General features: G+C 64.3%; 22 protein-coding genes. 12 read left to right on the top strand and 10 right to left on the bottom strand.

Translation table 11 applies throughout. The features are described 5' to 3' along the window. The first annotated feature begins 91 nt into the window (after positions 1 to 91). Positions 92 to 1,294: a glycine C-acetyltransferase gene (locus QCE73_RS33240; protein ID WP_309885202.1), complete on the top strand. Its 1,203-nt coding sequence runs from the start codon at positions 92 to 94 to the stop codon at positions 1,292 to 1,294. Positions 1,295 to 1,393: 99 nt separating this feature from the next. Next, positions 1,394 to 2,425: an L-threonine 3-dehydrogenase gene (gene tdh, locus QCE73_RS33235; protein WP_309885201.1), complete on the top strand. Its 1,032-nt coding sequence runs from the start codon at positions 1,394 to 1,396 to the stop codon at positions 2,423 to 2,425. Between the two features lie 10 nt (positions 2,426 to 2,435). Here the strand turns inward: tdh and QCE73_RS33230 are convergent, their stop codons facing one another. Further along, the gene (locus QCE73_RS33230; protein ID WP_309885200.1) at positions 2,436 to 3,074 is read right to left on the bottom strand and encodes a YceI family protein; all 639 of its coding nucleotides are present in this window, start codon (positions 3,072 to 3,074) and stop codon (positions 2,436 to 2,438) included. A gap of 179 nt (positions 3,075 to 3,253) precedes the next feature. Here QCE73_RS33230 and QCE73_RS33225 point away from each other — a divergent pair, with 179 nt between their 5' ends. Beyond that, positions 3,254 to 3,772, top strand: a complete 519-nt coding sequence (locus QCE73_RS33225; RefSeq protein ID WP_309885199.1) for a hypothetical protein — start codon at positions 3,254 to 3,256, stop codon at positions 3,770 to 3,772. 39 nt (positions 3,773 to 3,811) lie between these two features. On the opposite strand, the gene QCE73_RS33220 is transcribed toward QCE73_RS33225, so the two are convergent. Beyond that, positions 3,812 to 4,705, bottom strand: coding sequence for a LysR substrate-binding domain-containing protein (locus tag QCE73_RS33220; protein ID WP_309885306.1), 894 nt, complete (start codon positions 4,703 to 4,705; stop codon positions 3,812 to 3,814). A gap of 134 nt (positions 4,706 to 4,839) precedes the next feature. Between QCE73_RS33220 and QCE73_RS33215 the strand changes: the two genes are divergently transcribed. From QCE73_RS33215 to QCE73_RS33200, 4 genes are all read left to right on the top strand, one after another. After that, positions 4,840 to 6,021 carry a M20 aminoacylase family protein gene (locus QCE73_RS33215; RefSeq protein ID WP_035502779.1) on the top strand — a complete coding sequence of 394 codons (1,182 nt, stop codon included), beginning with the start codon at positions 4,840 to 4,842 and terminating at the stop codon, positions 6,019 to 6,021. A gap of 17 nt (positions 6,022 to 6,038) precedes the next feature. Beyond that, a complete protein-coding gene (locus QCE73_RS33210) occupies positions 6,039 to 7,355 on the top strand; it encodes an MFS transporter (RefSeq protein ID WP_238214486.1) in 1,317 nt (438 codons plus the stop codon). A gap of 142 nt (positions 7,356 to 7,497) precedes the next feature. Continuing rightward, positions 7,498 to 9,210 carry an IlvD/Edd family dehydratase gene (locus QCE73_RS33205; RefSeq protein WP_309885198.1) on the top strand — a complete coding sequence of 571 codons (1,713 nt, stop codon included), beginning with the start codon at positions 7,498 to 7,500 and terminating at the stop codon, positions 9,208 to 9,210. 12 nt (positions 9,211 to 9,222) lie between these two features. Continuing rightward, positions 9,223 to 10,143 carry a dihydrodipicolinate synthase family protein gene (locus tag QCE73_RS33200; RefSeq protein ID WP_309885197.1) on the top strand — a complete coding sequence of 307 codons (921 nt, stop codon included), beginning with the start codon at positions 9,223 to 9,225 and terminating at the stop codon, positions 10,141 to 10,143. Position 10,144: 1 nt separating this feature from the next. Here QCE73_RS33200 and QCE73_RS33195 read toward each other — a convergent pair whose 3' ends face one another. The 6 genes from QCE73_RS33195 to QCE73_RS33170 form a co-directional block, all read right to left on the bottom strand. Continuing rightward, the gene (locus QCE73_RS33195; RefSeq protein ID WP_309885196.1) at positions 10,145 to 11,119 is read right to left on the bottom strand and encodes a bifunctional helix-turn-helix transcriptional regulator/GNAT family N-acetyltransferase; all 975 of its coding nucleotides are present in this window, start codon (positions 11,117 to 11,119) and stop codon (positions 10,145 to 10,147) included. A 98-nt stretch (positions 11,120 to 11,217) separates the two neighbouring features. Beyond that, positions 11,218 to 12,216 (bottom strand): lysylphosphatidylglycerol synthase domain-containing protein, encoded by a 999-nt coding sequence (locus QCE73_RS33190; RefSeq protein ID WP_309885195.1) that lies wholly within the window; start codon positions 12,214 to 12,216, stop codon positions 11,218 to 11,220. Next, on the bottom strand, positions 12,213 to 13,046 hold the full coding sequence (gene hpnK / locus QCE73_RS33185) for a hopanoid biosynthesis-associated protein HpnK (RefSeq protein WP_309885193.1): 834 nt from the start codon (positions 13,044 to 13,046) through the stop codon (positions 12,213 to 12,215). The genes QCE73_RS33190 and hpnK overlap by 4 nt, the downstream gene beginning before the upstream one ends. Before the next feature lie 4 nt (positions 13,047 to 13,050). Further along, positions 13,051 to 14,475, bottom strand: coding sequence for a hopanoid biosynthesis associated radical SAM protein HpnJ (gene hpnJ / locus QCE73_RS33180; protein ID WP_309885192.1), 1,425 nt, complete (start codon positions 14,473 to 14,475; stop codon positions 13,051 to 13,053). Positions 14,476 to 14,497: 22 nt separating this feature from the next. After that, positions 14,498 to 15,700, bottom strand: a complete 1,203-nt coding sequence (gene hpnI, locus QCE73_RS33175; protein WP_309885305.1) for a bacteriohopanetetrol glucosamine biosynthesis glycosyltransferase HpnI — start codon at positions 15,698 to 15,700, stop codon at positions 14,498 to 14,500. A 255-nt stretch (positions 15,701 to 15,955) separates the two neighbouring features. Further along, positions 15,956 to 16,348: a hypothetical protein gene (locus QCE73_RS33170; protein WP_309885191.1), complete on the bottom strand. Its 393-nt coding sequence runs from the start codon at positions 16,346 to 16,348 to the stop codon at positions 15,956 to 15,958. Positions 16,349 to 16,547: 199 nt separating this feature from the next. Between QCE73_RS33170 and QCE73_RS33165 the strand changes: the two genes are divergently transcribed. The 5 genes from QCE73_RS33165 to QCE73_RS33145 all read left to right on the top strand — a co-directional run bounded on the left by QCE73_RS33165 (position 16,548) and on the right by QCE73_RS33145 (position 20,931). Then, positions 16,548 to 17,210, top strand: coding sequence for a response regulator (locus QCE73_RS33165; protein ID WP_035502804.1), 663 nt, complete (start codon positions 16,548 to 16,550; stop codon positions 17,208 to 17,210). Next, positions 17,207 to 18,586, top strand: coding sequence for an ATP-binding protein (locus QCE73_RS33160; RefSeq protein WP_035502806.1), 1,380 nt, complete (start codon positions 17,207 to 17,209; stop codon positions 18,584 to 18,586). The genes QCE73_RS33165 and QCE73_RS33160 overlap by 4 nt, the downstream gene beginning before the upstream one ends. 80 nt (positions 18,587 to 18,666) lie before the next feature. Beyond that, positions 18,667 to 18,888, top strand: coding sequence for a hypothetical protein (locus tag QCE73_RS33155; RefSeq protein WP_309885190.1), 222 nt, complete (start codon positions 18,667 to 18,669; stop codon positions 18,886 to 18,888). A 63-nt stretch (positions 18,889 to 18,951) separates the two neighbouring features. Beyond that, entirely contained in the window at positions 18,952 to 19,998 is a 1,047-nt protein-coding gene (locus QCE73_RS33150) for a Gfo/Idh/MocA family oxidoreductase (RefSeq protein WP_309885189.1), read from the top strand. Between the two features lie 48 nt (positions 19,999 to 20,046). Beyond that, positions 20,047 to 20,931: a bifunctional helix-turn-helix transcriptional regulator/GNAT family N-acetyltransferase gene (locus QCE73_RS33145; protein ID WP_309885188.1), complete on the top strand. Its 885-nt coding sequence runs from the start codon at positions 20,047 to 20,049 to the stop codon at positions 20,929 to 20,931. Positions 20,932 to 20,941: 10 nt separating this feature from the next. On the opposite strand, the gene QCE73_RS33140 is transcribed toward QCE73_RS33145, so the two are convergent. Continuing rightward, positions 20,942 to 21,856, bottom strand: coding sequence for a LysR family transcriptional regulator (locus QCE73_RS33140; protein WP_309885187.1), 915 nt, complete (start codon positions 21,854 to 21,856; stop codon positions 20,942 to 20,944). 129 nt (positions 21,857 to 21,985) lie between these two features. Beyond that, a complete protein-coding gene (locus tag QCE73_RS33135; protein WP_035502815.1) occupies positions 21,986 to 23,395 on the bottom strand; it encodes an MFS transporter in 1,410 nt (469 codons plus the stop codon). Positions 23,396 to 23,458: the final 63 nt, after the last annotated feature.

Below are 23,458 nucleotides of genomic sequence, written 5' to 3'. Positions count from 1 at the left end.
TCCGATGCGATGAATGCACTATAACAGGGCTATGGGCCGCTTGCGGGCGCCGCGCGGCCGAACACACGATCAGCCCAAAACAAGGATTGCGATGAAAGACCGGTATCTCTCCCATCTGCGTTCGACGCTCGACGAAATCCGCGCTGCGGGCTTCTACAAAACGGAGCGCGTGATCGCGAGCCCGCAGTCATCGGCTATCCGGCTCGCGAACGGAAGCGGTGTGCTGAATTTCTGCGCGAACAATTATCTCGGTCTTGCCGACGATCTCCGCCTCGTCGAAGCCGCGAAGGCGGGTCTCGACGCCGACGGCTTCGGCATGGCGTCCGTTCGGTTTATTTGCGGCACGCAGACCGTACACAAGGAACTCGAGCAGTCGATCGCGCAGTTTCTCGGCACCGACGACTCAATTCTCTATTCGAGCTGCTTCGACGCGAACGGTGGCCTTTTCGAGACGCTGCTGACCGAGGAAGACGCGATCATCAGCGACGAGCTGAATCACGCCAGCATCATCGACGGTGTGCGGCTTTCGAAGGCGCGACGTCTGCGCTACAAGAACAACGATCTCGCCGATCTCGAAGCGCGCCTTCAGGAAGCCGACGCCGCCAGCGCGCGCTTCAAACTGATCGCGACCGATGGCGTTTTCTCGATGGACGGCATCATCGCGAATCTTGCCGGCATCTGCGATCTCGCCGACCGTTACGGCGCGCTCGTGATGGTCGACGATTCGCACGCCGTGGGCTTCATCGGCGAAAACGGACGCGGAACGCCGGAGCACTGCGGCGTACTGGATCGCGTGGACATCATCACCGGAACGCTCGGCAAGGCCCTCGGCGGCGCATCGGGTGGTTATGTCGCCGCGCACAAGGAAGTGATCGATTTGCTGCGTCAGCGCAGTCGGCCGTATCTTTTCTCGAACACTTTGGCGCCGAGTATCGCGGCGGCATCGCTGAAAGTGCTCGAATTGCTCGACAGCGAAGAAGGCGCGACCCTGCGTCGGCGCGTCCGCGAAAACGGCGCGCGCTTCCGCAGCGCGATGTCTTCGCTCGGCTTCGATCTCGTCCCCGGCGAACATCCGATCATTCCGGTCATGCTCGGCGACGCGCAACTCGCCTCGAAGATGGCGGATGCATTGCTCGAAGAAGGCGTCTATGTGATCGGCTTCTCCTACCCTGTCGTGCCCAAGGGCCGCGCACGCATCCGCACGCAGATGAGCGCGGCGCATACGCCGGAACAGATCGATCGCGCAGTCGATGCATTTGCGCGCGTCGGCCGATCGCTCGGCGTGATCCGCTGAGCAGCACCGCCGACTTTATGCGCATAAACCCAGGGATCGGACCACGAGCCCGCGACCGTCGAAGCAGCACCACGAAGACCAAACGTCAGGATCAACGCAATGAAAGCCCTCGCCAAACTCGAACGTGCACCTGGCCTTACCTTGACGCGCGTGAAGCGGCCTGAAGTCGGCCACAACGACGTTCTCATCCGTATCCGCAAGACGGCGATTTGCGGCACCGACATCCACATCTGGAAGTGGGACGACTGGGCACAGAAGACAATCCCTGTGCCAATGCATGTCGGGCACGAGTACGTCGGCGAGATCGTCGAGATGGGTCAGGAAGTGCGCGGGTTCGCCATCGGCGATCGCGTGTCCGGTGAAGGCCATATTACGTGCGGCTTCTGTCGCAACTGTCGCGCGGGCCGTCGTCATCTGTGCCGCAACACTGTCGGCGTCGGCGTGGACCGCGAAGGCGCCTTTGCCGAATTCCTTGTGATTCCGGCGTTCAATGCGTTCAAGATTCCGCCCGATATTTCCGACGACCTCGCCGCTATCTTCGATCCGTTCGGCAACGCGACGCACACGGCCCTTTCGTTCAATCTCGTCGGCGAGGATGTGCTGATCACCGGCGCCGGGCCGATCGGCGTGACGGCCGCCGCCATCGCGCGGCATGTCGGCGCGCGCAACGTCGTCATCACCGACGTCAACGACTATCGCCTCGAACTCGCCCGCAAGATGGGCGCGACGCGCGCGGTCAACGTGGCGAACGAAGACCTGCGCGACGTGATGAGCGAACTCGGAATGACCGAGGGCTTCGACGTCGGTCTGGAAATGTCCGGTGTGCCGAGCGCGTTCACGGCGATGCTCGAATCGATGAATCACGGCGGCAAGGTCGCGCTGCTTGGCATTCCGCCCGCGCAGACTGCGATCGACTGGAATCAGGTGATCTTCAAGGGCCTCGAAATCAAGGGCATCTACGGACGGGAGATGTTCGAGACCTGGTACAAGATGGTCGCGATGCTGCAAAGCGGCCTCGATCTATCGCCGATTCTCACGCACACTTTTCCCGTCGACGACTATCAGCAGGCGTTCGACACCATGCTGTCCGGAAACAGCGGCAAGGTCGTACTCGACTGGACCGCGGCCTGAGCGCCGCGCGTCATTGAGCGGCATCAGCCGGCGCTTTCGAAAACTCGGCCTGAATGGCGACGTGCACATCGTCGCCGACGGCCGGATACCACGTCGTCAATCCGAACTGCGCGCGGCTGAAATGTCCGTCGGCGGAAAAGCCCAGGGTTTCCTGCTTCGTTAGCGGATTGACCGCGTGCCCGTTGAAGGTCACGTTCAGCGTCACCGGCTTCGTGGTGCCCCGGATCGTCAGATCGCCGGTCAATACGCCTTTGTCGTCGCCCGTGCGCTGGAAAGCCGTGCTGACGAACACGATGCTCGGATAACGCTCGACATCGAACATGTCCGGCCCTTTCACCATGCGATCGAGCAGCGGCACGTTGGTGTTGACGCTCGACGCGTCGATGGTCGTTCGCACCGAGCTTCCGGACATTCCGTCCGCATTCCAGTCCAGTTGCGCAGTCGTCTTGTCGAACCGGATGACGAAGCGCGAGTAGTGAAAATGATCGACGTCGAAGCTCACGTTCCAGTGATGCGGATCGAGTTGATAACGCCCCGGCGGCACGCTCGATTCGCTCGACGACACATGATGCGTGACGACCTGCAGCGGCGTGCACGCCGTCAATGCAACCGCCGCCAGAAAAGGAATGAGACGCTTATAGACGTTCATCGGGCTTTGCCTCGAATACGAAAAAAACTTCGACAAGTTTCGCCGAGATTGCAAAAACTTGCGCAAGCCGTCACGGGCTTTTCGTCAGCACACACGAAAATCGCGCGATCAGGTAGAGTTCGCCTCGACCTCCATCTCAAAAAAAGGCGCCATCGTAGACGCGCGATGGCGGAGAACCCATGCGCACATGGCTGTCCCGTTTCCGAACCTTCCGCGCTCGCCTGTTGACCGTTGCCGCCATCGCCGCGTCGGCCTGGGCGCCTGCCGCGCACGCGAGCTGGTGTGGCGACGGTTTCTGGCTCGATGCGATGGTCGCATCGCATCACTTTCACCCGGACAAGGATTTCGAGCAGTTCAATCCCGGCATCGGCGCGGAATGCTGGGTCGCGCCTCAATGGGCGGTGACGGGCGGCTACTTTCGCAACTCGCTGTCGAAGCCGTCGTTCTATGGCGGCGGCGTCTGGGGCCCGGACTTTCTTCACTGGAACTACGTCAGGCTCGCCGTCATGGCCGGCCTCATCTCCGGCTACGACTACGGCAGTTATGGCATCGGGCACAACCATACGGTCGGACCCGTGGCCGCGCCGCTCATCATGCTCGAATACAAGCGCGTCGGCGCGAACATCATCCTGATTCCGCCGATTCCTTCGAGCGATCTTCCGTTCACGCTCGGCTTCATGCTCAGACTGAAGTTCTAGGGAATCCGAACTAAATGGTTATGAGATGTTCGGCGCATGTCACTGCGAACGCGCCGCGTGTTGCAGGCATTCGAGCAACACCGTCGCTGCGGGCGTCAACGGACTATCTCGCCGCGTCACGACTCTCACCGACACCGCGGGCAACGGATCGGCGATCGGAAAAATGGCGAGCCCTTCGCTGACCCACGAATGTTCGAGCAACGCGGCAGGCAGCGCGGCCAATACATCCGATCCGCGCAACAAGCCATGCGCGATGATGAAGCTCGGGCACTCGATCACGCGATTCGGCACCGTCAGACCGCGCTCCGCATACGAGTGAAGCAGCGCCTGCGTCGAGCTTTCCGGCGACGGGTTCAGCAGCCACTCCGCATCCGATAGCTCCGCCAGCGACGTGCAGTGCCGCAACGGATGATCCGCGCGCCCGACGATAGCCGAGCGGCTCTCATACAGTTCGATGTGATCGAACTCCGGCGCGAGATGCTCGGGCACGACGACCGCGACGACGAAGTCGAGCGTGCCGTCGCGCAAACGCGGCATCGCGACACCCGGAAAGCCTTCGATGAAGCTCACGCGCGCGTTCGGCATCTGCCGCCGGAATGCGCGATACGCCTGCGGCAGTATCGATAGCGCGGCCATCGGCGTGATCGCCGCGCTTACGCTTCCCGAACCCGCGCTTTTCATCTGCGTGATGTCGTCTTCGGCGCGGCGCATCTCGCTCACGATCAGATGTGCGCGCACGCGCAATTGCTGGCCGAACGCGGTCAACTGCACGCCGCGCGCCGTGCGCAGAACCAGCGGCACGCCGAGATCCTGCTCCAGTTCCTTGATCGCCTTCGTCAGCGCCGCCTGCGACAGATGCAGGCTGCGCGCGGCCGCGCGGATGCTGCCCTGCTCGGCGGTCGTCAGGAATGCGCGTATCTGGTGAATCTTCATGCTCATGAGCGACACCTAAGGGTTAGCACCGACGACTGATGGTAGTCACGCAATAAATTTACCGTCTTTTGGTTTGCTTTTCGGCTTTATATGCTTGGATCACGTTGATTTCGCATCGAGCAAGGAGTGTCTACATGTTGTCAGTCGAGCCCGTTATCCCCGGCATTGCCGCCATCGCATCGGAATTCGTCGATGTGCGCCGTCGCATTCACGCGCACCCCGAACTCGCGTATGAAGAAACGCAAACGAGCGATCTCGTCGCCGGATTGCTCGCGCAATGGGGCTACGAAGTGCATCGCGGGCTCGGCAAGACGGGCGTCGTCGGCGTGTTGAAGGAGGGCGCGGGCGGCAAGCGCATCGGCCTGCGCGCGGACATGGATGCATTGCCGATCGAAGAAGCGACCGGCCTGCCGTACGCCAGCAAGCACGCGCGCACGATGCACGCTTGCGGCCACGACGGCCACACCGCGATGCTTCTGTGCGCCGCGCGCTATCTCGCCGAAAGCCGCCAGTTCTCGGGCACGCTGATCGTGATCTTCCAGCCCGCCGAGGAAGGCGAGGCCGGCGCGCGCGCGATGATCGAAGACGGCCTCTTCGAAAAGTTTCCGTGCGATGCCGTGTTCGGCCTGCACAACATGCCCGGCCTGCCCGCGGGCGACATGTTCTTCACGCCGGGCCCCGGCATGGCCTCGTCGGACCGCGTGAACATCACGGTGCGCGGCGTCGGCGGTCATGGCGCGATGCCGCATGTCGCATGCGATCCGATGCCCGCCGTCGCGTCGATCATGCTGGGCCTGAACAGCATCGTCGCTCGCGAAGTCGATGCGCAAAAGCCCGCCGTCGTCACCGTCGGCAGCGTGCAGGCGGGCGAGGCGTGCAACGTGATTCCCGAGACCGCGCTGATGAAGCTCTCGGTGCGCGCGCTCGACGCGGGCGTGCGCAAGCAGCTCCAGGAACGCATCACGGCGCTCGTGAACGCGCAGGCGCTGGCATTCGGCTGCACGGCCGAGATCGATTACGAACTCGGTTATCCGGTGCTCGTGAATCACGAAGGGCCGACCGCCTTCGCCACCGATGTCGCGACGAAAATGCTCGGCGCGCAACGCATCGATCCGGCCGCGCGGCCGCTCATGGGCAGCGAGGACTTCGCGTTCATGCTCGAAGCCTGTCCGGGCACGTACGCGTGGATCGGCAACGGCGTCGGCTCGAAGGGCGGCTGCATGGTCCATAACCCGGCCTACGATTTCAACGACGACATCCTCGCAGTCGGTGCGAGCTACTGGGTGCGCCTGGCCGAAGCCTGGCTCGCCGACTGATCCCTTCGGAGCACATCATGAACGCACCCACGATCGCCAGCGCGCCGGCGAATGCATCGACGCAGACCAGCCGCGCAGCGCGCACGCGGCTCGTGATGGCGGCCGCCGTCGGCAACGCGCTCGAGTTCTACGACTTCACGGTCTATGCGTTCTTCGCGCTCGTCATCGGCAAGCTGTTCTTTCCGGTGCACGATCCGGTCGGCCAGTTGCTGCTCGCGGTGGCGAGCTTCGGCGTCGGGTTCTTCACGCGGCCCGTGGGCGGCCTCGTGATCGGCATGTACGCCGACCGCGCCGGCCGCAAGAAGGCGATGCTGCTCACGCTCGGCCTGATGGCGCTCGGCACCGCGATGATCGCGGCCGCGCCGACGTTCGCGCAGGTCGGTATCGCCGCGCCGGTCATCCTCGTGATCGCGCGGCTGATTCAAGGCTTTTCGGCGGGCGGTGAAGTGGGTGCATCGACGACGCTTCTGCTCGAACAGGCGCCGTCGAATCGTCGCGGCTTCTACGCTTCGTGGCAGTTCGCGAGTCAGGGACTCTCGGCGCTCGCGGGCGCGTTGACGGGCGTCGCGCTGACGGCGACGCTCACGACCTCAGAACTCGAAAGCTGGGGCTGGCGCGTGCCGTTCATCATCGGCACCGCGATCGTGCCGGTCGGCTGGTGGCTGCGACGCACGATGGAAGAAGCGCCGCGCGAGAGCATCGAAGCCGCGCCGAAAGCGCCGAAGCTGCCGCTCGTCACCGTGCTTCGCGAACATGGCCGCGCGGTGCTCAACGGTCTCGGTCTCACGATCGGCGGCACGTCGGCGCACTTCATCATCGTGTTCTATCTGTCGATCTACGGCGTGAAGACGCTCGGCCTGCCGGGCTGGACGGCGATGCTCTCCGGCTGCGTATCGGGCGCGATTCTCTTCATCGTCGCGCCGATCGGCGGCTATCTGTCGGATCGCATCGGCCGCAACAAGCTCGCGCAGACGACGCGCATCCTGCTCATGCTCGCGATCTGGCCGGCCTTCGCGCTCCTCAACAAGTCGCCGACGGCGGGCACGCTGCTCGCGGTCGTCACGGCGCTCTCGATCGTGCATTCGCTCAATGTCGGCCCGACCGGCGCGATGCTCGGCGAACTGTTCCCGCGTTCCGTGCGGGCGACGGGCGCGGCGATCGTCTACAGCCTGGGCGTCGCGATCTTCGGCGGCTTTGCACAGTTTTTCGTGACGTCGCTGATCGTCATCACGAAGAGCGTAATGGCGCCCGCATGGTATGTGATCGGCTGCGGCGTGTTCTCCGTGATCGCCGTGGCGTGCATGCGCGACAGATCGAAGGAAATGCTCGACTGATCGTCGAATCTTGCAACTCACGCGCGCCGGATGCGATGCGAGGTGTATAACTCGACGTATCCGGGTTTCGAAAAGGCCGCCCATGCGGCCTTTTTTCACTGGATCCCACACTATGAAGAACGCGCGATAAAAGGGGACGTCCATGCGCAAGCTACGCTCGCAAAGCTGGTTCGGCGGCAACGATAAAGACGCCTTCATCCACCGCTCGTGGATGAAGAATCAGGGCATTCCTCACGATCAGTTCGATGGCCGGCCGGTCATCGGCATCTGCAATACATGGTCGGAACTCACGCCCTGCAACGCGCATTTCCGCGAGCTCGCCGAGTACGTGAAGCGCGGCGTGCGCGAGTCGGGCGGTCTGCCGCTCGAATTCCCGGTGATGTCGCTCGGCGAATCGAATCTGCGGCCCACGGCGATGCTGTTTCGCAATCTCGCGTCGATGGACGTCGAAGAGTCGATTCGCGGCAATCCCATCGATGGCGTCATTCTGCTCGTCGGCTGCGACAAGACCACGCCCGCGTTGCTGATGGGCGCGGCGTCGTGCAATCTGCCCGCGCTCGCGGTATCGGGCGGACCGATGCTGAACGGGCGTTTTCGCGGCGGCACGATCGGCTCGGGCACGGGCGTATGGCAGATGTCGGAGGAAGTGCGCGCGGGCAAGATGACGCAGGACGAGTTCGTCGAAGCCGAGTCGTGCATGAACCGCTCGCGCGGCCATTGCATGACGATGGGCACCGCTTCCACGATGGCGTCGATGGTCGAATCGCTCGGCATCGGCCTGCCGCACAACGCCGCGATTCCCGCCGTCGATGCGCGCCGTCAGGTGCTCGCGCATGTGGCAGGACGGCGCATCGTCGACATGGTCAAGGAGGATCTCACGATGGACAAGATCCTCACGCGCGAGGCCTTCGAGAACGCTATCCGCACGAACGCGGCCATCGGCGGATCGACGAATGCGGTCGTGCATCTGATCGCGCTGGCGAAGCGCATCGGCGTGGAGCTGAAGCTCGAAGACTGGGAGCTCGGCTCCGACGTGCCGTGCCTCGTGAACCTGCAACCATCGGGCGAGTACCTGATGGAAGACTTCTATTACGCGGGCGGTTTGCCCGCTGTGCTGCGTCAGCTCGGCGAGCAGGGCTTGCTGCATCGCGACGCGCTCACGGTGAATGGCCGCACGATCTGGGACAACGTGAGCGACGCGCCGAACTACGACGAGAAGGTCATCACCCGCTTCGAGCAGCCGTTCAAGCCGCACGCGGGCATTGCGGTGCTGAAGGGCAATCTCGCGCCGAACGGCGCGGTCATCAAGCCGTCGGCGGCGACGCAATCCTTGCTGAAGCATCGCGGGCGCGCGGTCGTGTTCGAGAATGTCGAGGAGTTGCACGCGAAAGTCGATGACGATTCGCTCGATATCGACGAGCACTGCATCATGGTGTTGAAGGGCGCGGGACCGAAGGGTTATCCGGGTTTCGCGGAAGTCGGCAACATGCCGCTGCCGAAGAAGGTGCTGCAAAAAGGCATCACCGACATGGTCCGCATTTCAGATGGCCGCATGAGCGGCACGGCATACGGCGCGGTCGTGCTGCACGTGTCGCCGGAAGCGGCGGCGGGCGGTCCGCTCGCGCTCGTGCAGACAGGCGACATGATCGAACTCGATGTCGAGGCGCGCCGTCTCAATCTCGAAGTCTCCGACGAAGAACTGGCGAAGCGCCGCGCCGCGTGGCAGGCGCCCGAGCTGCCGAAGCGCGGCTATTACCGCCTGTATGTGGAGCATGTCTTGCAGGCGGATCAGGGCGCGGACCTCGATTTTCTCGTCGGTTCCAGCGGCGCGCCCGTGCCGCGCGACTCGCACTGAGCGGAGGCGTCGATGTCCGATCATCAAACGCCGCCATCCGGCATGTGGCCGGTGCTCTACGCCTACTTCGACACGCTGAACCGGCTCGACAGCGACGCCACGCGCAGACAGATCGATGCGACCATCGCGGCGGGCGCGCCCGCCATCGTCACGCTCGGTCTCGCTACCGAAGTGAATCGCCTTTCCGATGCCGAAAAGCGCACGATGATCGACGACTGCGCCGCGCACATCGGGGGCCGCGTGCCGCTCGCGGTCACGATCACCGGCGACAGCATCGAGTCGCAAGTCGCGCTCGCTGACTACGCGCTCGAACGCGGCGCGTCGTGGCTCATCCTTCAGCCGCCATCGATGCGCGGCGAGCCGGAAGCCTTCTACTACGAGTTTTTCGCGTCGGTGCTCGAACGGACCGGCGCGAACGCGGGCATTCAGAACGCGCCGGAATATCTCGGCGTCGGTCTGTCCGCGGAATCGATCGCCGCGCTCGCTGCCGAGCAGCCCAACTTTCGCTTGCTCAAAGGCGAAGGTCCGGCCGTGACGATCCGCGCGACCATCGAACGTCTGCGAGCGCTCGAACAGACGCTCGCGGTGTTCAACGGGCGCGGCGGTCAGGAGCTCATCGACAATCTGCGCGCGGGCTGCGACGGCCTCATCGTCGCGCCGGATGCGTACGATCGTCAGGTCGCGATCCATCAGGCATTCACTGAAGGGCGCGAGCACGACGCGGAATCGCTGTATGCGGAGACGCTGCCGGAAATCGTCTTCGTGATGCAGTCCCTGGAAACGCTCACCTGTTACGGCAAACGCATCGCGGCATGGCGCATGGGCTTCGATGTCCTGCACGATCGCGGCGCGCGTCCGAGCTCGTTCGGCATCGAATGTGCGCGGCGTTTCGCGCAACGCCTCGGGCCGACGTCGCGCGCTCTGCGTCGATGAATCATCGAACCGGGCGGCGCGTGAAGCGCTGCTCGGTCACCGGCGTGCCCCATTGCGTGCCTTCGGCTTCATCGCTCAATATGAAGCCGAAGGATTCGTATAAGTGACGCGCGGCGTCGAGACTCTTGAAGGTCCAGAGATACGTCTCGTCGTAATGCGCATCGACGAATTCCATCGCGCGCGCCATCAACTGCCGGCCCATGCCGCTGCCACGCAATGCATCGTCGATGATGAACCAGCGCAGATGCGCGACGCGCGTCGCGGCGTCGCCGTCGATCGCAAGCGAGCCGAGCGTGCGCTCGCCGTCCATGACGAGCCACAACGCCTTGTCGGGCGCGGGCAGGCTTTCGGCGAACGCGGCCAGTTCGGTGGCGACCCTGCGCTCGAAGAACGCGCCGAAGCCCGCATGATGCGCATAGAAGCGCGCGTGCAGGCTCGCCACGTCGCCGATGCAGCCCGGCCGATATCCCTCGACGATGCGCGCGCCGTGCGTATGCGCGGCGTGCGGCTTCTTGTGGTCGTGACCGTGGGCGAGCGCATCGGCGTAGAGCGCGAGCGAGCGCACGAGCGTCTGCTGATCTTCGGGCACCATGCGGCGCAGCGCGTCGGAAACCTGATCGGTCGCGAACTTGTCGATCTTTCTGCGCAGCTTCTGACCCGACGTAGTGAGGTAAAGCTCGGAAGAGCGCGCATCCTCGCTCGATGTCTGCCGCGTGATGAGTCCCGCCGCTTCGAGCCGCGCGATCTGCCGGCTCGCGTTGGACTTGTCCAGCCGCAAAGTCTGCGCGATATCGCGCGCCTGAATGCCGGGCGTCGCGCCGATCTCGATGATCGCGTGCACCGCCGACGGCGCGAGGCCGCTATCCGCGAGCGTGTTGCGCATGAAGCCCAGTTCGCGCACGAGCTTGCGCGAGAACTCACGCAGTTCGAGGATGGTTTTATCGCGGGATTGAACGGGTGTGTCGATGAAATCCATGACGTCTCCATCGGTTGCGAAGCGCAACCACGTCCGTTCAATTTAGTTGCGGATTGCAACTTTCGCAAGCAAAATCGTGCTCCCGAAAATTCTCACCTTTAACCGCGATCGCGTGCGAATGTCTCCGCGCGTTCGGGTTCCGCGGCGCGCAGCAGCACGAGCGCGATGCCGCCCCACACGAACTCGCGCACGCGCCGCAGAAGCGCGAACGAAAGCGCCGCCTCCCGATCGACGCCGAACGCCGACGCGATCGCGACGATCGTCGCTTCCTGCACGCCGAGTCCCGCGGGCGCGATGAACACCGCGTTGCGCACAGCCTGCGTGAGCGTTTCGATGGCGATCGCGCCCGCGATGGAGACCGGATGCCCGAGCATGGCGAACGCGGCAAAGACTTCGACTGCGCCGAGCACGTATCCCGCGAACTGCCACGCGAACGCGCGCGCGAGCAGCGGCGTGCGATGCAACAGCGCGCGGATGTCGTGGTCGAGCCGTTTGCCGTCGAGCTTCGCGGCAAGCGCGTGAGCGGGATCGAGCCAGCGCCGCGCCATCGCTTCGAGACGATGAAACGGCGCGCCCTTGTGTGCGACGACGAACGCCGCGACGCAGACCGGCAGGGATGCGATCAGACCCGCGCCGATCATGTTGCCGACGCCGCCGCCCGAATCGCTCGCATGAAAGCGCAGCAGGAAGAGGCCGAGCATCGCGAGCGCATATTGCACCGCGATCGTCACGAGCATCTCGACGATCACGGATGCACTCACGCGGCTCACATCCGGCAGATAGCGCGTGCCGAGCCGGATGCCCGCGAGTTCGCCGCCGATGCCGAGCACCGGCAGCAGGCGTCCGACAGCTTCGCGCACGACCGCGATCCACCAGAGCGCGAGCAGGTCGATACGTTTGTCGAGCAGAAGCTGCCATGCGCGCGCATCGAGCAGCAACGGCAATCCGTGCAGCGGCACGAGCCACAGAAGTACCGGCCCCGTATGCGCGATGAGCGTGAACGCATCCGCGATGCCTTCACGCAACGCGAGCGCAATCAGCAGCGCGATGGCCGCCGGCCAGCGCAGCCACGCGACGCGTTTGAGCCAGATCGTCACGTGGCTGGCTCCGGCGTGCGGGCGTGCCCGAACACATCCGCGAAGCCGCCGTGCATCGCGCCTGTCGATTCGATGGCGTGCGCGACGCGCGGCGAGCACAAGGCAGCCAGTTCATCCGCATGACGATAGTCGTGCATCGACGGCGTCAAGGGCGCGCCTTCCGTCGCGGGATGGCTGTAGATTTCGAGCACGCCTTCGCGCGGTTTGGCGAGCGCCGCGAGCAATGCGGCTTCATCCATGCGACCCGTCGCGGCGATGCCCGCGACCCAGTCGTTATGAGCGATGCCCGCATCGTCGAGCCGCTTTTTCATCAGCGCGACCCACGGCCCGAGCAAGAGCGAGCCGTGCATCTCGCGCGGCAGGCGCATCGCGCGCATGCCGAACTGCGGCCCGATTTCGAGGATCAGCGCGAGGATCGTCGGATGCAGATGAAAATGCTTGTGCACGTTGACGTGATCGAGTTCGAGGCCGGTCGCGGCGAAAGCCTTGAATTGCGCGTAGATCTCGATGGCGAGCTGCCGCCGCGCGCGCTGGAGAAAGAAGAAACGCACGCCGTTCTCGAACATCGAGCCTTCGAACGAGCCGCGCGCATCGACGAGATCCGGGATCGACCAACGCGGCAGCGTCGCGGCGCCATCGGTCAAAACGAGGTGCAGGCCGACACGCAGCGTCGGCAGATCGCGTGCGATCTTCACGGCGTGGTGAGCGGCGTTCGCGCCGACCATCAGGCTCGCGCACGTGAGCACGCCTTCGCGATGCGCGCGCGCGACCGCATGGTTCACGCGTTCGTGCAGCCCGAAGTCGTCGGCGGTGACGATGATTCCACGCACGGCATCATGCCTCGCGTGCGCGCAGGAAGCGGAAGAACTCGACGCCTTCGCGCAGGCGCCGCGTCATCATTTCCCAGCTCGTGAGCATCTCGCGCACGATCTCCCAGATCTTCGACGGACGGAAATAAAAGCCTTTGTAGAAGCGTTCGAGATCATGATAAATCTCTTCGCGCGACAGATGCGGATAACCGATCGCGGCCAGTTGCACACCTTGCTTGCTCACGAGATTGATGACCTTGTTCTCCGCGAGCCAGCCGCTTTCCACCGCCTGGTTATAGAGCGTCGTGCCGGGATAGGGCGCCGCGAGCGAGACCTGGATCGTATGCGGGTTGATTTCCTTCGCGTATCGAATGGTCTTTTCGATCGTCTCTTTCGTTTCGCCCGGCAAGCCGAGGATGAACGTGCCATGCACCTTGATGCCGAGCTTGCGGCAATCGTCCGCGAAGCGCCGCGCGATATCCGTGCGCAGGCCCTTCTTGATGTTCAGGAGGATGTGATCGTCGCCGGATTCATAGCCCACGAGCAGAAGCCGCAAGCCGTTCTCCTTCATGATCTTGAGCGTCGCATAAGGCACGTTCGCCTTCGCGTTGCACGACCATGTGACGCCGAGCTTGCCGAGCCCGCGCGCGATCTCTTCGACGCGCGGCTTGAAGTCCGTGAAGGTGTCGTCGTCGAACATGATCTCTTTCACTTCGGGCATGTTGTCGCGAATCCACTTCACTTCCGCGAGCACGTTCTCGACCGAGCGCACGCGATAGCGATGTCCGCCGACCGTCTGCGGCCACAGGCAAAACGTGCAGCGCGAACGGCAGCCGCGTCCGGTATAGATCGACACATACGGATGCTTCAGATAGCCGATGAAATAGTTGTCGATCTTGAGATCGCGCTTGTAGACCGGCGCGACGAACGGCAGCTCGTCCATGTTTTCGAGGATCGGGCGCGCTTCGTTGTGTTCGATCGAGCCATCGGGCAGGCGATAGCTGAGTCCCTTGATATCCGCGAACGCGCGGCCCTCGGCAATCTCCTTGCAGGTGAAATCGAATTCCTCGCGACACACGAAGTCGATCGCTTCGCTCGCAGCGAGCGAGTTGTGCGCATCGACGGCCACCTTCGCGCCCACCATGCCGATCATGACGCCCGGCGCGCGCGCCTTCAGTTTCTCGGCGAACAGCGCATCCGTCGGAAACGAAGGCGTGCTCGTGTGGATGATCACGAGCTCGTGCTGCGCGGCGATATCGAGCGTCGCGTCGACCGACACGCCGTCGGCGGGCGCATCGAGCACGCGCGAACCGGGCACGAGCGCGGCAGGCTGCGCGAGCCACGTCGGATACCAGAACGAACGGATTTCGCGCTTCGCCTGATAGCGCGAGCCGGCGCCGCCGTCGAAGCCGTCGAAAGAGGGCGCCTGAAGGAAAAGCGTGTGCTTCATGATGCGAGGTCCGGTGAATATGTTATTGACTGTCGGAGGCGTTGGCGTCGTAGCGCTCGCGTGCGTCGTCGAGCGGAATGCGCACGCCGCGCCACATGACGCTCGATCCGAACGATGCGGCGAGCCATTGCAGCCACATCAGCAGGTCGCGCAACGCAATGAGCGGGAGATCGCGCCAGAACGCGCGCCATGAGCGTGCGGCGCGCCAGTGCAGCAGTAGCCGCGCGGAAAGACCGAGCGATGTGCTCAGATCGACGATGGTGTCCGCGATGCTTTGCGCGGTCTCGGTGCCGTGCTCGAAGCCGAGCCCGAAGATGGCGCTCGTCAGAAGCCAGGGCGTCGTGAACGTGACGCACAGACACGCGAAGCCGAGCGGATTGACCGAGCGGATCGTGCGCAGCCAGCGCGTTTCGCGGCGCCAGAGCGAGGCGAGGTCGTGTTCGATCACGTCGGTGGTGACAACCACGTCTGAAAGCACCGTGCGCAAGCCGAGCGCGCGCACGTGCTCCGCGAGCCAGTAATCGTCCGCGAGACAGTCGCGCACGGCTTCGAAGCCGCCGCTCTTCACGAGCGTGTCGCGCCTGAGCGCGAGCGTCGCACCGAAGCCGAAGCGATTCTGTCCGAGCACATTGGCCACATGCACCGAAGGCGCGAACCATTCGTCGATGAACAGCGCGCCGATGCGCGACCAGAAGCCGCCCACGCGCCGCGCACGATACAGGCACGTGACGACGCCCACGTTCACATCGGCGAGCGGCTCGGTCACGCGCAGGAGATAGTCCGGCTCGACGGCGATGTCGCTGTCCGCGATCACGATGAGATCGTGCTTCGCGCGCGCGGCCAGGTTGATGAGGTTGTCCACCTTGCGGTTGCTGCCGTGCGCGGTGCCGTCGATCACGAGTTCGATGTCGTGCTTCGGAAAGGCGCGCGCGAGCCGCTCGACGACGCCCGCCGCTGGATCGGACGCGCTCGCCACGCCGAACAGCAGTTGGTATGACGGATGCGTCTGCGTGCAGAAGGTTTCGAGGTTCGAGTACAGGCGCGGCTCGGTGCCGCACAGCGGTTTCAGCACGCTGACGGAGCAGTGCGTGTCGTCGCCGCGCCGCGCGCCGGCCGCGCCGCGCAAGCCGGGAAACACGAGCGCGGCGAATGTCGCGTGGCACGTCGCGGCGCAGCACAGCGCGATGACGAGCCATACGAACAACGGAACCGAATGCGCCGTCATGATCGTCGCGTCCGGATGCAGCACATGAGCCACGGCATGAGGATCTCCACAGTTGCCTTGCGCATCGCAAGGATTCGAATGCGTGTCGAGAACCCGAAGCCTGCCTTCGCGAACCTTAAGAGATGCTTAGATAAGCGAACGAATGCACATTGAAATACGCGTGAAAGCGGCTTGTATCGCCGCGCTAAGAAACGGACGTGGACAAAAAAAACCCGGCGGAGAGGCCGGGTGAAGGAGATCGGGCGAGATCCGAGGTCACGCCCGACCGCGTGGCACTCTGCAGGACGCCGCTGCGCGCGGACAGGCTTGCGCGGCGGCGTTCAGCCGGGAACTGTCGGGATGTAGTTCCGCATGAAGCTGCACCAGCCAGTCGCCCGGAGAGGTTCCGTCGATCACGAGCCTGTCGGCGGCCCATGCGATGCGATGTGCCGTGCGGGCGGCATCGAATGCGAGCTTCGCGATGTGCCGCACGACGAGCACGATGCCCACCGCGCTCGCGAGCGTCGCGAGGCGCACCGCGGTGTTTTCGAGCGCATGAACGTGGCCCGTGCAGCCGCAGACCGTGAGCCACGCTGCATCCGACGCGGCGATGCACAACGCGATCAGCACCGTGTTCGCACGCAGGGAAACAAGAGTGGACGGTCGCATCGGCATCTCCGGGCCGCGCGCCCGCGAATCGGCGCGCTCGACGGTATAGTGCGGGGACGAAGCTTATGCAATGCTTAAGCAGGACGCGCGCAATGCCGATAACGGGGCCACCATGTGCGGCACCGCGCAAAGCTTAAGTGGCGCTTAAGCATGCAGGCCGGAGAATCGGTGGGCCCCTGTTCGAGCCTGGAGAAAGCGCATGCGCCTGTTATTGGTGGAGGACGACGAGATGATCGCGGAGACCGTGCTCGCCGCGTTGCGCCGCGCGAGTTACACCGTGGACTGGGCGCAGGACGGCCGGGCCGCGGAGCTTTCGCTCGGCAACGGCGTATATGACCTCGTGCTGCTGGATTTGAATCTGCCCAAGCGCGACGGCCTCGACGTGCTCGGCACTTATCGCAAGAACGGCGGCAATGCGCCCGTGATGATCCTGACCGCGCGCGATGCCGTCGACGACCGCATTCGCGGCCTCGATGCCGGTGCGGACGACTACCTGATGAAGCCCTTCGATCTCGACGAGCTCGCGGCACGCGTGCGCGCGCTTCTGCGACGCCGCACGGGTCACAAGCATCCGGTGTATTCGCACGGCGAGCTGTCCCTCGATCCCGCCGCGCACGAAGCGAGCAAGGGCGGCGTCGCGCTCAATCTCGTGCCGCGCGAATTCGCGCTGCTACAGGCGCTGATCGAAGAGCCGTCGCGTGTGTTTCGCCGCTCGGAGCTCGAAGAGAAGCTGTACGGCTGGGGCGAGGAAGTCGGCAGCAACGCGATCGAAGTCCATGTGCACAGCTTGCGGCGCAAGATCGGCGCGGAGGAGATCGTGACGGTGCGCGGCGTGGGTTATCGCCTGAAGAGGATCGGATGACATCCATTCGCCGATGGCTGCTCGGATGGCTCATTTGCGGCCTCGGCGTCGCGTGCGTGATCGCGGGCGTCGGCATATTCAGCACTGCGCGGCTGGAAGCGGGCGAGCTCTTCGATTACGAGCTGCGCACCGTCGCGCTTTCGCTGCCGCACAACATCAACGCCGACGACGTCGCGCAAGGCCGCGATCACGAACTGCACGGCATTTCGGATGACAGGCTCGTCATCGACATATGGGACCGCTCGGGCCGGCTCATCTATCACTCGCCGCGCGAGCCCGCGCTGCCGCGCTTTGGCGTCGGCTTCGAATCCGCCGAGCGCGAAGGCTTTCGCTGGCGCGCGTTCGGTGTCGCGCAGCCGGACCGCTTCGTGCAGGTGGCCCAGCCTTATTACATCCGCGACGACCTCGCCATCTCGCTCGCGCTGCGCACGATCTGGCCGCTCGCGTTGCTCATACCGGTGATCGTCGTGATCGTGCTGTTCGTCGTCGCGCGCGGGCTCTCGCCGGTGCGCTGGCTGTCGCAATCGCTCGCCGCGCGCTCGCCGGAGTCGCTCGAACCCATTGCATTCGACAAGCCGATGCCCGTCGAACTGCATTCCCTCGTCAATGCATTGAATGACCTGCTCGCGCGACTGGGCGACGCGTCGCAGGCGCAACGAACGTTCGTCGCGGACGCCGCGCACGAGCTGCGCACGCCGCTCACGGCGCTCAAGCTGCAAATCCAGGGCGCAATCGGCGACGGTTCGCTTCAGGTCGATCCCGCGACGCTCGCGAAAATCGATGGCCGCCTAAACCGGCTCATCCACCTCGCGCAGCAACTGCTCAGCATGGCGCGAGAAGATGCCGCGCGCGAGGCGGCCATCGCGCCGATGAGCCTGCGCACGCTGTGCGAGCTACGCGTGAGCGATTTCTCCTTGCTGGCCGAAGCCCGCTCGATCGACCTCGGCCTCGAACTCGAACAGGCGCGCGACGAGCACGACGCGTTCACCGTGATGGGCGATGTGCAGGCGCTCTCCGTGCTCGTGAACAACCTGCTCGACAACGCGATCCGCCATACGCCGCACGGCGGCCGCGTCGACGTGACCTTGCGGCGCGAAGCGGAAGGCATCGCGCTGACCGTGCTCGACTCCGGCCCGGGCATTCCGGAGAGCGAGATCGGCCGCGTATGCGACCGTTTCTATCGCTGCGTCGGCACATCGGGGCATGGCAGCGGCCTCGGACTCGCGATCGCGCTGCGCGTCGCGCAACGGCATCACGCGACGCTCGACATCACGAATCGCGACGATGCGAGCGGGCTCATCGTTCGAGTGCGCGGCTTGCGCGCGGTTGCATCGACGGCGCACGCGAAGGATATCGTCAGCGGAATGCATGCGTGAATGAAAGCGCAAGAAGCGGGGCGTCGCATGTCTCGTGCGCGACGAAGCTTGTCGTTTCATCCCTTCATGCCGGGCCTATCATGAAGAAGTTTGTCCTCTTGTGCGCATGTGCAGCGTGGACCGGCGCCGCGCTTGCGGCCGATGCAGCCGCGCCCGCTGCCGCTCCGGCCGCGGCATCCGAGCCCAAGACTCTGAAAGAGCGTCTGGGCGACAAGGCGAGCGACGAGCAACGCGTCGACAATTGCCACGTGCCCGCCGACCGGCGCGGCACGAAGGTTCGCCCCGACCGGTGCGCGCCCTGACGCATGGGCGAATGTGTTACCTTTCGAGGATGAACCATTTGGTACAAACTCAAGGAGCCCGCCTTGTCTTCCACTCAAGCTTCATCCGTTCTGCGCCTCGGCATTCTCGGCGCCGCGAACATCGCAAAGCAATTCACGCGTGATGTCAGGCCGAGCGAGCGCGTGCGCGTCGTCGCCGTCGCGAGCCGCAGCGACGATAACGCGAAAGCCTACGCGGAAGCGAACGGCATCGAAACATGGTTCGGCAGCTATGACGCGCTGCTCGCGAGTCCGGATATCGATGCCGTCTATATTCCGCTGCCCAACAGCCTGCATGCCGAATGGGCGATCAAGGCCGCCGATCGCGGCAAGCACATCCTGTGCGAAAAGCCGCTCGCGCTCGATCGCGACGAAGCCGTGCGCATGTTCGAGGCCGCCGATCGCAACGGCGTGATGCTGCTCGAATCGTTCCCGTATTACTTCCAGCCGCAGACTGCCACGATGATGGCGCTGATCGGCGAAGGCGCGATCGGCGAGGTGCGCGCGATTCAGGCGAGCTTCGGCTTCACGGTGGGCAATCCCGGCGCGAATATCCGCATGAAGCCCGAGCTCGGCGGCGGCGCGCTGCTCGACGCGGGCAGCTATCCGCTGAGCCTCATCCGGCTCGTGATGGGCAGCGCGCCGCAGCGCGTCGATGCGGTCGCGACGTGGGCGGACAGCAAGGTCGACATCAGTCTCATGGCGACGCTCGTCTATGCCGATGGCCGACGCGCGCAGGTCTCGTGCTCGATGGATGCGGCGAATCATCGTTACGCGACGATCATCGGCTCGCAGGGCACGATCGACACCGAGTATCTCAATCACACGAGCGCGCAGACGGCCGGCGATCAATACGGCTATCTGCCGAGCCAGATGCGCGTGCGTCGCGGCATTCCGAATTCGGTTCCGTTCGAGCCGGTCGCGTCCGATGTGGGCAGCGGTTTCCTTTTCGCGGCGGAAAGCTTCGCGCGCATGATCGAGACGCGCGACGCCGCCGCGATCGAGTACTACGCGCAAGTGAGCCTCGACAATGCCGCGACGCTTGCGGCGATCATCGAAAGCGCGCGCAGTGAAAAGCCTGTCACGCTGTGACGTGATTTCGGATTGACGCCGGTTGATTCTCTGACTAGAGTCAGAGACATGAGCCCGACCGACATCAACCGGATTCGCAGCTTCAATCGCACCGTTGCCGAGGGCATCGGTGCGCTCAACGATCATTTTCTCGGGCGCGGCCGTCCGATGGGCGAGTCGCGGCTCGTCTGGGAGATCGGGGCTCAGGGCGTCGATCTTCGCGTGCTGCGCGAGCGCCTCGGCCTCGACTCGGGCTATCTGAGCCGCACGCTCGCCGCGCTGGAGCGGCAGGGTCTCGTCGCGATCGAGTCTAGTCCCGAAGACCGCAGGGTGCGCCGCGCCAGCCTCACCGAAGCGGGCCGCGCCGAACGCGAGGAACTCGAACGGCTTTCCGATGCCGTCGCGGGCGGCATGCTGGCGCCGTTGAACGAGGCGCAGCGCCGGCGGCTGATCGCGGCGATGGCAGAAGTCGAGCGCTTGCTGCTGCCGTCGCTGATACGTTTCGAGATCGAAGATCCGACGAGCGAGGATGCGCGATGGTGCATCGATCAATACTTCGCCGAGTTGAACGCGCGCTTCGATGCGGGCTTCGATCCGTCACTCAGCCTCTCAGCCGACGCGCGTGAACTGACCGCGCCGCAGGGCGCGCTGATCGTGGCGAGGCTTCGCGGCGCGGCGGTAGGCTGTGTCGCGCTCAAGTTTCACGGCGCGGCTCCGGCCGAGTTGAAACGCATGTGGGTGAGCGAGGCCGCTCGCGGACTGGGCGTAGGACGCCGATTGCTCGAAGAAGCCGAAAGGCACGCGCGGCAGAGCGGCGCGAAAGTCCTGCGTCTCGAAACGAACAAGGCGCTCACGGAGGCCGTCGGGCTGTATCGGCGATCGGGTTATGTCGAGGTTGCCGCGTTCAGCGACGAGCCCTATGCGGATCACTGGTTCGAGAAAGCATTGCGCTAACCCGTTTCGTTCAACTCGCGTCCGTCAACGCGATGACGAGATCGAGAAACGCGCGCGTCTTCGCAGGCGGATGATGCCGCGACGGATAAAACGCATAGAGCGGGAAGCGCTCGTCGGGCCAGTCGGGGAAAAGATCGACGAGCTTGCCATCGGCGAGCAGATGTTCGTGGCCGAGCAGCAGAATCTGTGCGATGCCATAGCCCGAGAGAATCGTGCTCAACATCGTGCCGGGATCGTTGAGCGTCAGCCGGCCGCGCGTCTGCACCGTCAGACGCTTCTTCTTGCGATGAAACTCCCACGCGAACGGCCGCGCCGTTTCGGGATCGCGAAACTCGATGCAGATGTGCGTATCGTCAGCGAGCGCCTGCGGCGTCGCGGGCTTGCCGTGCCGCTCGATGTACGAGGGCGCGGCGACGGTGCGCACCGGCGTATCGAGCAGCTTGCGCGCGACAAGGCTCGAATCGCGCGGCTCGCCGAAGCGCACGGCGAGATCGAAACCGTCCGCGATGATGTCGCCGAGACGATCGCTCGTGATGAGTTCCAGTTGCAGATCGGGATGCGCGTTCAGGAACGCATCGAGCTTCGGGCCGAGCAATAGCCGCGAGAAGATCGGATCGACATTCACGCGCAGGCGGCCGCGCACGGCCGTCGCGCCCTCCGATGCGGTCGCCGCGGCTTCCTCCAGTCCCGCGAGATGCGGCATCACGTGTTCGAAGAAGCGCCGGCCATCGTCGGTGAGAGCGACGCTGCGCGTGGTGCGATCGAACAGACGAATCTTCAGGCGCGCTTCGAGGCGCGCGATCGCACGGCTCACGCCGGGCTGCGACATGCCGAGCCGATCGCCCGCTGCGGCGAAGGTGCCCGCATCGACGATCGCGGCGAACACGCTGATGCCGTTGAGGATGCGTTCGTTGAAGGCGGACATTCATGCCTCTGCGTCATCGATGAGAGGGCATTCATGTTATCGCGATGCGGGGTGAAGATGCGAATGCCCGCCGCGCGCAAAAAAAACGGGCCCCGAAGGGCCCGGCAAATCACTCCAACACGGTCACCTTTACGCGTGGCGGGCCTTCGCAACCTTGTCCACAGAAATCGAATCGGCACGCAGACGCTCATATTCCTGCTCGCTCATCGGCACGGCGTCCTTCTTGCCCAGATCGTTCAGGCGGATGCGATACGTCTCACGCGCCGAGTAAGCCGCGATCGCCGCGATGACCGTCACGCCGAACGCAATCGCGCCGACCGTCAGCGGGATGTTGTTCGATCCCGGGGGCGCAACCGCTGCGAACAGGGCGGGCAGCAGCGCGGTGATCGTCGTGCCGATGTTCTGCGCAATCGCCATCGCCGAAACACGCGAGCGAGTCGGGAACAGTTCCGGATAGAAGCTCGGGAAGATCGCGTTGTAGCCTTGATACACGACGCCCCACATCAGAAGCGACATCAGGAACGCGAGCGGAACGCTGTGGATGCTGATCGCATAGAGATACGCGAACGCCAGCACACCGGAGATCAGCGAGCCGCCAATCATCATCGGGCGACGGCCGATCTTGTCCGACAGGTTGCCGACGAACGGAATCACCAGCACCGCGACGATGTTGCCGACCACCGGAATCCACAGATACACGCTCTTGTGAAAGCCGATGCCATACGAGGACTGCACCGCATACGCCGCACCGAAGATCGTCGCGACGACGGGAATCACGTTCATCAGCGCCATGCAGACGACGCGGATCATGTCGGGCGTGCTGTTGGCGAACGCTTCCTTGATCGGCGACTTCGGCAGATCGCCGTGCGACTCTTCGGACGTGAACGCCGGCGTTTCATGCACTTCCTTCCGGATGATGTAGCCCGCGACCAGCACGAACGCCGACAGCAGGAACGGAATGCGCCAGCCCCAGGAGTTGAACATGTCTTCCGGCATGAACGTGGCGAGCGGCAGGAACACGGCGGCGGCGAGAATCTGGCCGGCCTGCACGCCCTGCAGCGTGAAGCTCGCGTAGTAGCCGCGGCGTCCGAATGGCGCATGCTCCAGAATCATCGAGCTTGCGCCGGAGATTTCACCCGCCACCGCGAAGCCCTGAACCAGACGCAGCACGACGAGCAACGCCGGAGCCAGCATGCCGACGCTGTGATACGTCGGCAGGAGGCCGACTGCCATCGTCGAGAAACCCATCAGGAACATGCAGATGAGCAGCACGTTCTTTCGGCCGTGCGTGTCGCCCAGATGGCCGAGCACGAATGCGCCGATCGGACGGGCGACGTAACCCACGCCGTACGTCGCGAGGGACGCGATGATCGCCACCTTCGGATTGCCCGACGGGAAGAACAATTGCGGGAAAATGAGTGCTGCTGCCTGGGCGTAAATGAAGAAGTCGTAATACTCCAGCGCCGAGCCGATCCAGCCGCTCGCGGTGGCCTTCTTCGCCTGGCGTCCGCTGTGCGCGTCTTCCTTGGGGCTAGCCATAGAGATGTCTCCGAACAATGGGTTTATGGAGTTGAGCCTGAAACCTGGTCGAGCGGCGGGGCG

Origin of the sequence: Caballeronia sp. LZ029 (genome assembly GCF_031451275.1) — a bacterium.
GTDB lineage: Bacteria > Pseudomonadota > Gammaproteobacteria > Burkholderiales > Burkholderiaceae > Caballeronia > Caballeronia jiangsuensis.
This window is presented reverse-complemented; position numbering and strand designations above follow the sequence as displayed.

Excerpts from the sequence above, each read along its gene's own strand:
- QCE73_RS33240 (WP_309885202.1), top strand. The coding sequence starts at position 92 with ATGAAAGACCGGTATCTCTCCCATCTGCGTTCGACGCTCGACGAAATC.
- tdh (WP_309885201.1), top strand. The coding sequence starts at position 1,394 with ATGAAAGCCCTCGCCAAACTCGAACGTGCACCTGGCCTTACCTTGACG.
- QCE73_RS33230 (WP_309885200.1), bottom strand. The coding sequence starts at position 3,074 with ATGAACGTCTATAAGCGTCTCATTCCTTTTCTGGCGGCGGTTGCATTG.
- QCE73_RS33225 (WP_309885199.1), top strand. The coding sequence starts at position 3,254 with ATGCGCACATGGCTGTCCCGTTTCCGAACCTTCCGCGCTCGCCTGTTG.
- QCE73_RS33220 (WP_309885306.1), bottom strand. The coding sequence starts at position 4,705 with ATGAAGATTCACCAGATACGCGCATTCCTGACGACCGCCGAGCAGGGC.
- QCE73_RS33215 (WP_035502779.1), top strand. The coding sequence starts at position 4,840 with ATGTTGTCAGTCGAGCCCGTTATCCCCGGCATTGCCGCCATCGCATCG.
- QCE73_RS33210 (WP_238214486.1), top strand. The coding sequence starts at position 6,039 with ATGAACGCACCCACGATCGCCAGCGCGCCGGCGAATGCATCGACGCAG.
- QCE73_RS33205 (WP_309885198.1), top strand. The coding sequence starts at position 7,498 with ATGCGCAAGCTACGCTCGCAAAGCTGGTTCGGCGGCAACGATAAAGAC.
- QCE73_RS33200 (WP_309885197.1), top strand. The coding sequence starts at position 9,223 with ATGTCCGATCATCAAACGCCGCCATCCGGCATGTGGCCGGTGCTCTAC.
- QCE73_RS33195 (WP_309885196.1), bottom strand. The coding sequence starts at position 11,119 with ATGGATTTCATCGACACACCCGTTCAATCCCGCGATAAAACCATCCTC.
- hpnJ (WP_309885192.1), bottom strand. The coding sequence starts at position 14,475 with ATGAAGCACACGCTTTTCCTTCAGGCGCCCTCTTTCGACGGCTTCGAC.
- hpnI (WP_309885305.1), bottom strand. The coding sequence starts at position 15,700 with ATGACGGCGCATTCGGTTCCGTTGTTCGTATGGCTCGTCATCGCGCTG.
- QCE73_RS33170 (WP_309885191.1), bottom strand. The coding sequence starts at position 16,348 with ATGCGACCGTCCACTCTTGTTTCCCTGCGTGCGAACACGGTGCTGATC.
- QCE73_RS33165 (WP_035502804.1), top strand. The coding sequence starts at position 16,548 with ATGCGCCTGTTATTGGTGGAGGACGACGAGATGATCGCGGAGACCGTG.
- QCE73_RS33160 (WP_035502806.1), top strand. The coding sequence starts at position 17,207 with ATGACATCCATTCGCCGATGGCTGCTCGGATGGCTCATTTGCGGCCTC.
- QCE73_RS33155 (WP_309885190.1), top strand. The coding sequence starts at position 18,667 with ATGAAGAAGTTTGTCCTCTTGTGCGCATGTGCAGCGTGGACCGGCGCC.
- QCE73_RS33145 (WP_309885188.1), top strand. The coding sequence starts at position 20,047 with ATGAGCCCGACCGACATCAACCGGATTCGCAGCTTCAATCGCACCGTT.
- QCE73_RS33140 (WP_309885187.1), bottom strand. The coding sequence starts at position 21,856 with ATGTCCGCCTTCAACGAACGCATCCTCAACGGCATCAGCGTGTTCGCC.
- QCE73_RS33135 (WP_035502815.1), bottom strand. The coding sequence starts at position 23,395 with ATGGCTAGCCCCAAGGAAGACGCGCACAGCGGACGCCAGGCGAAGAAG.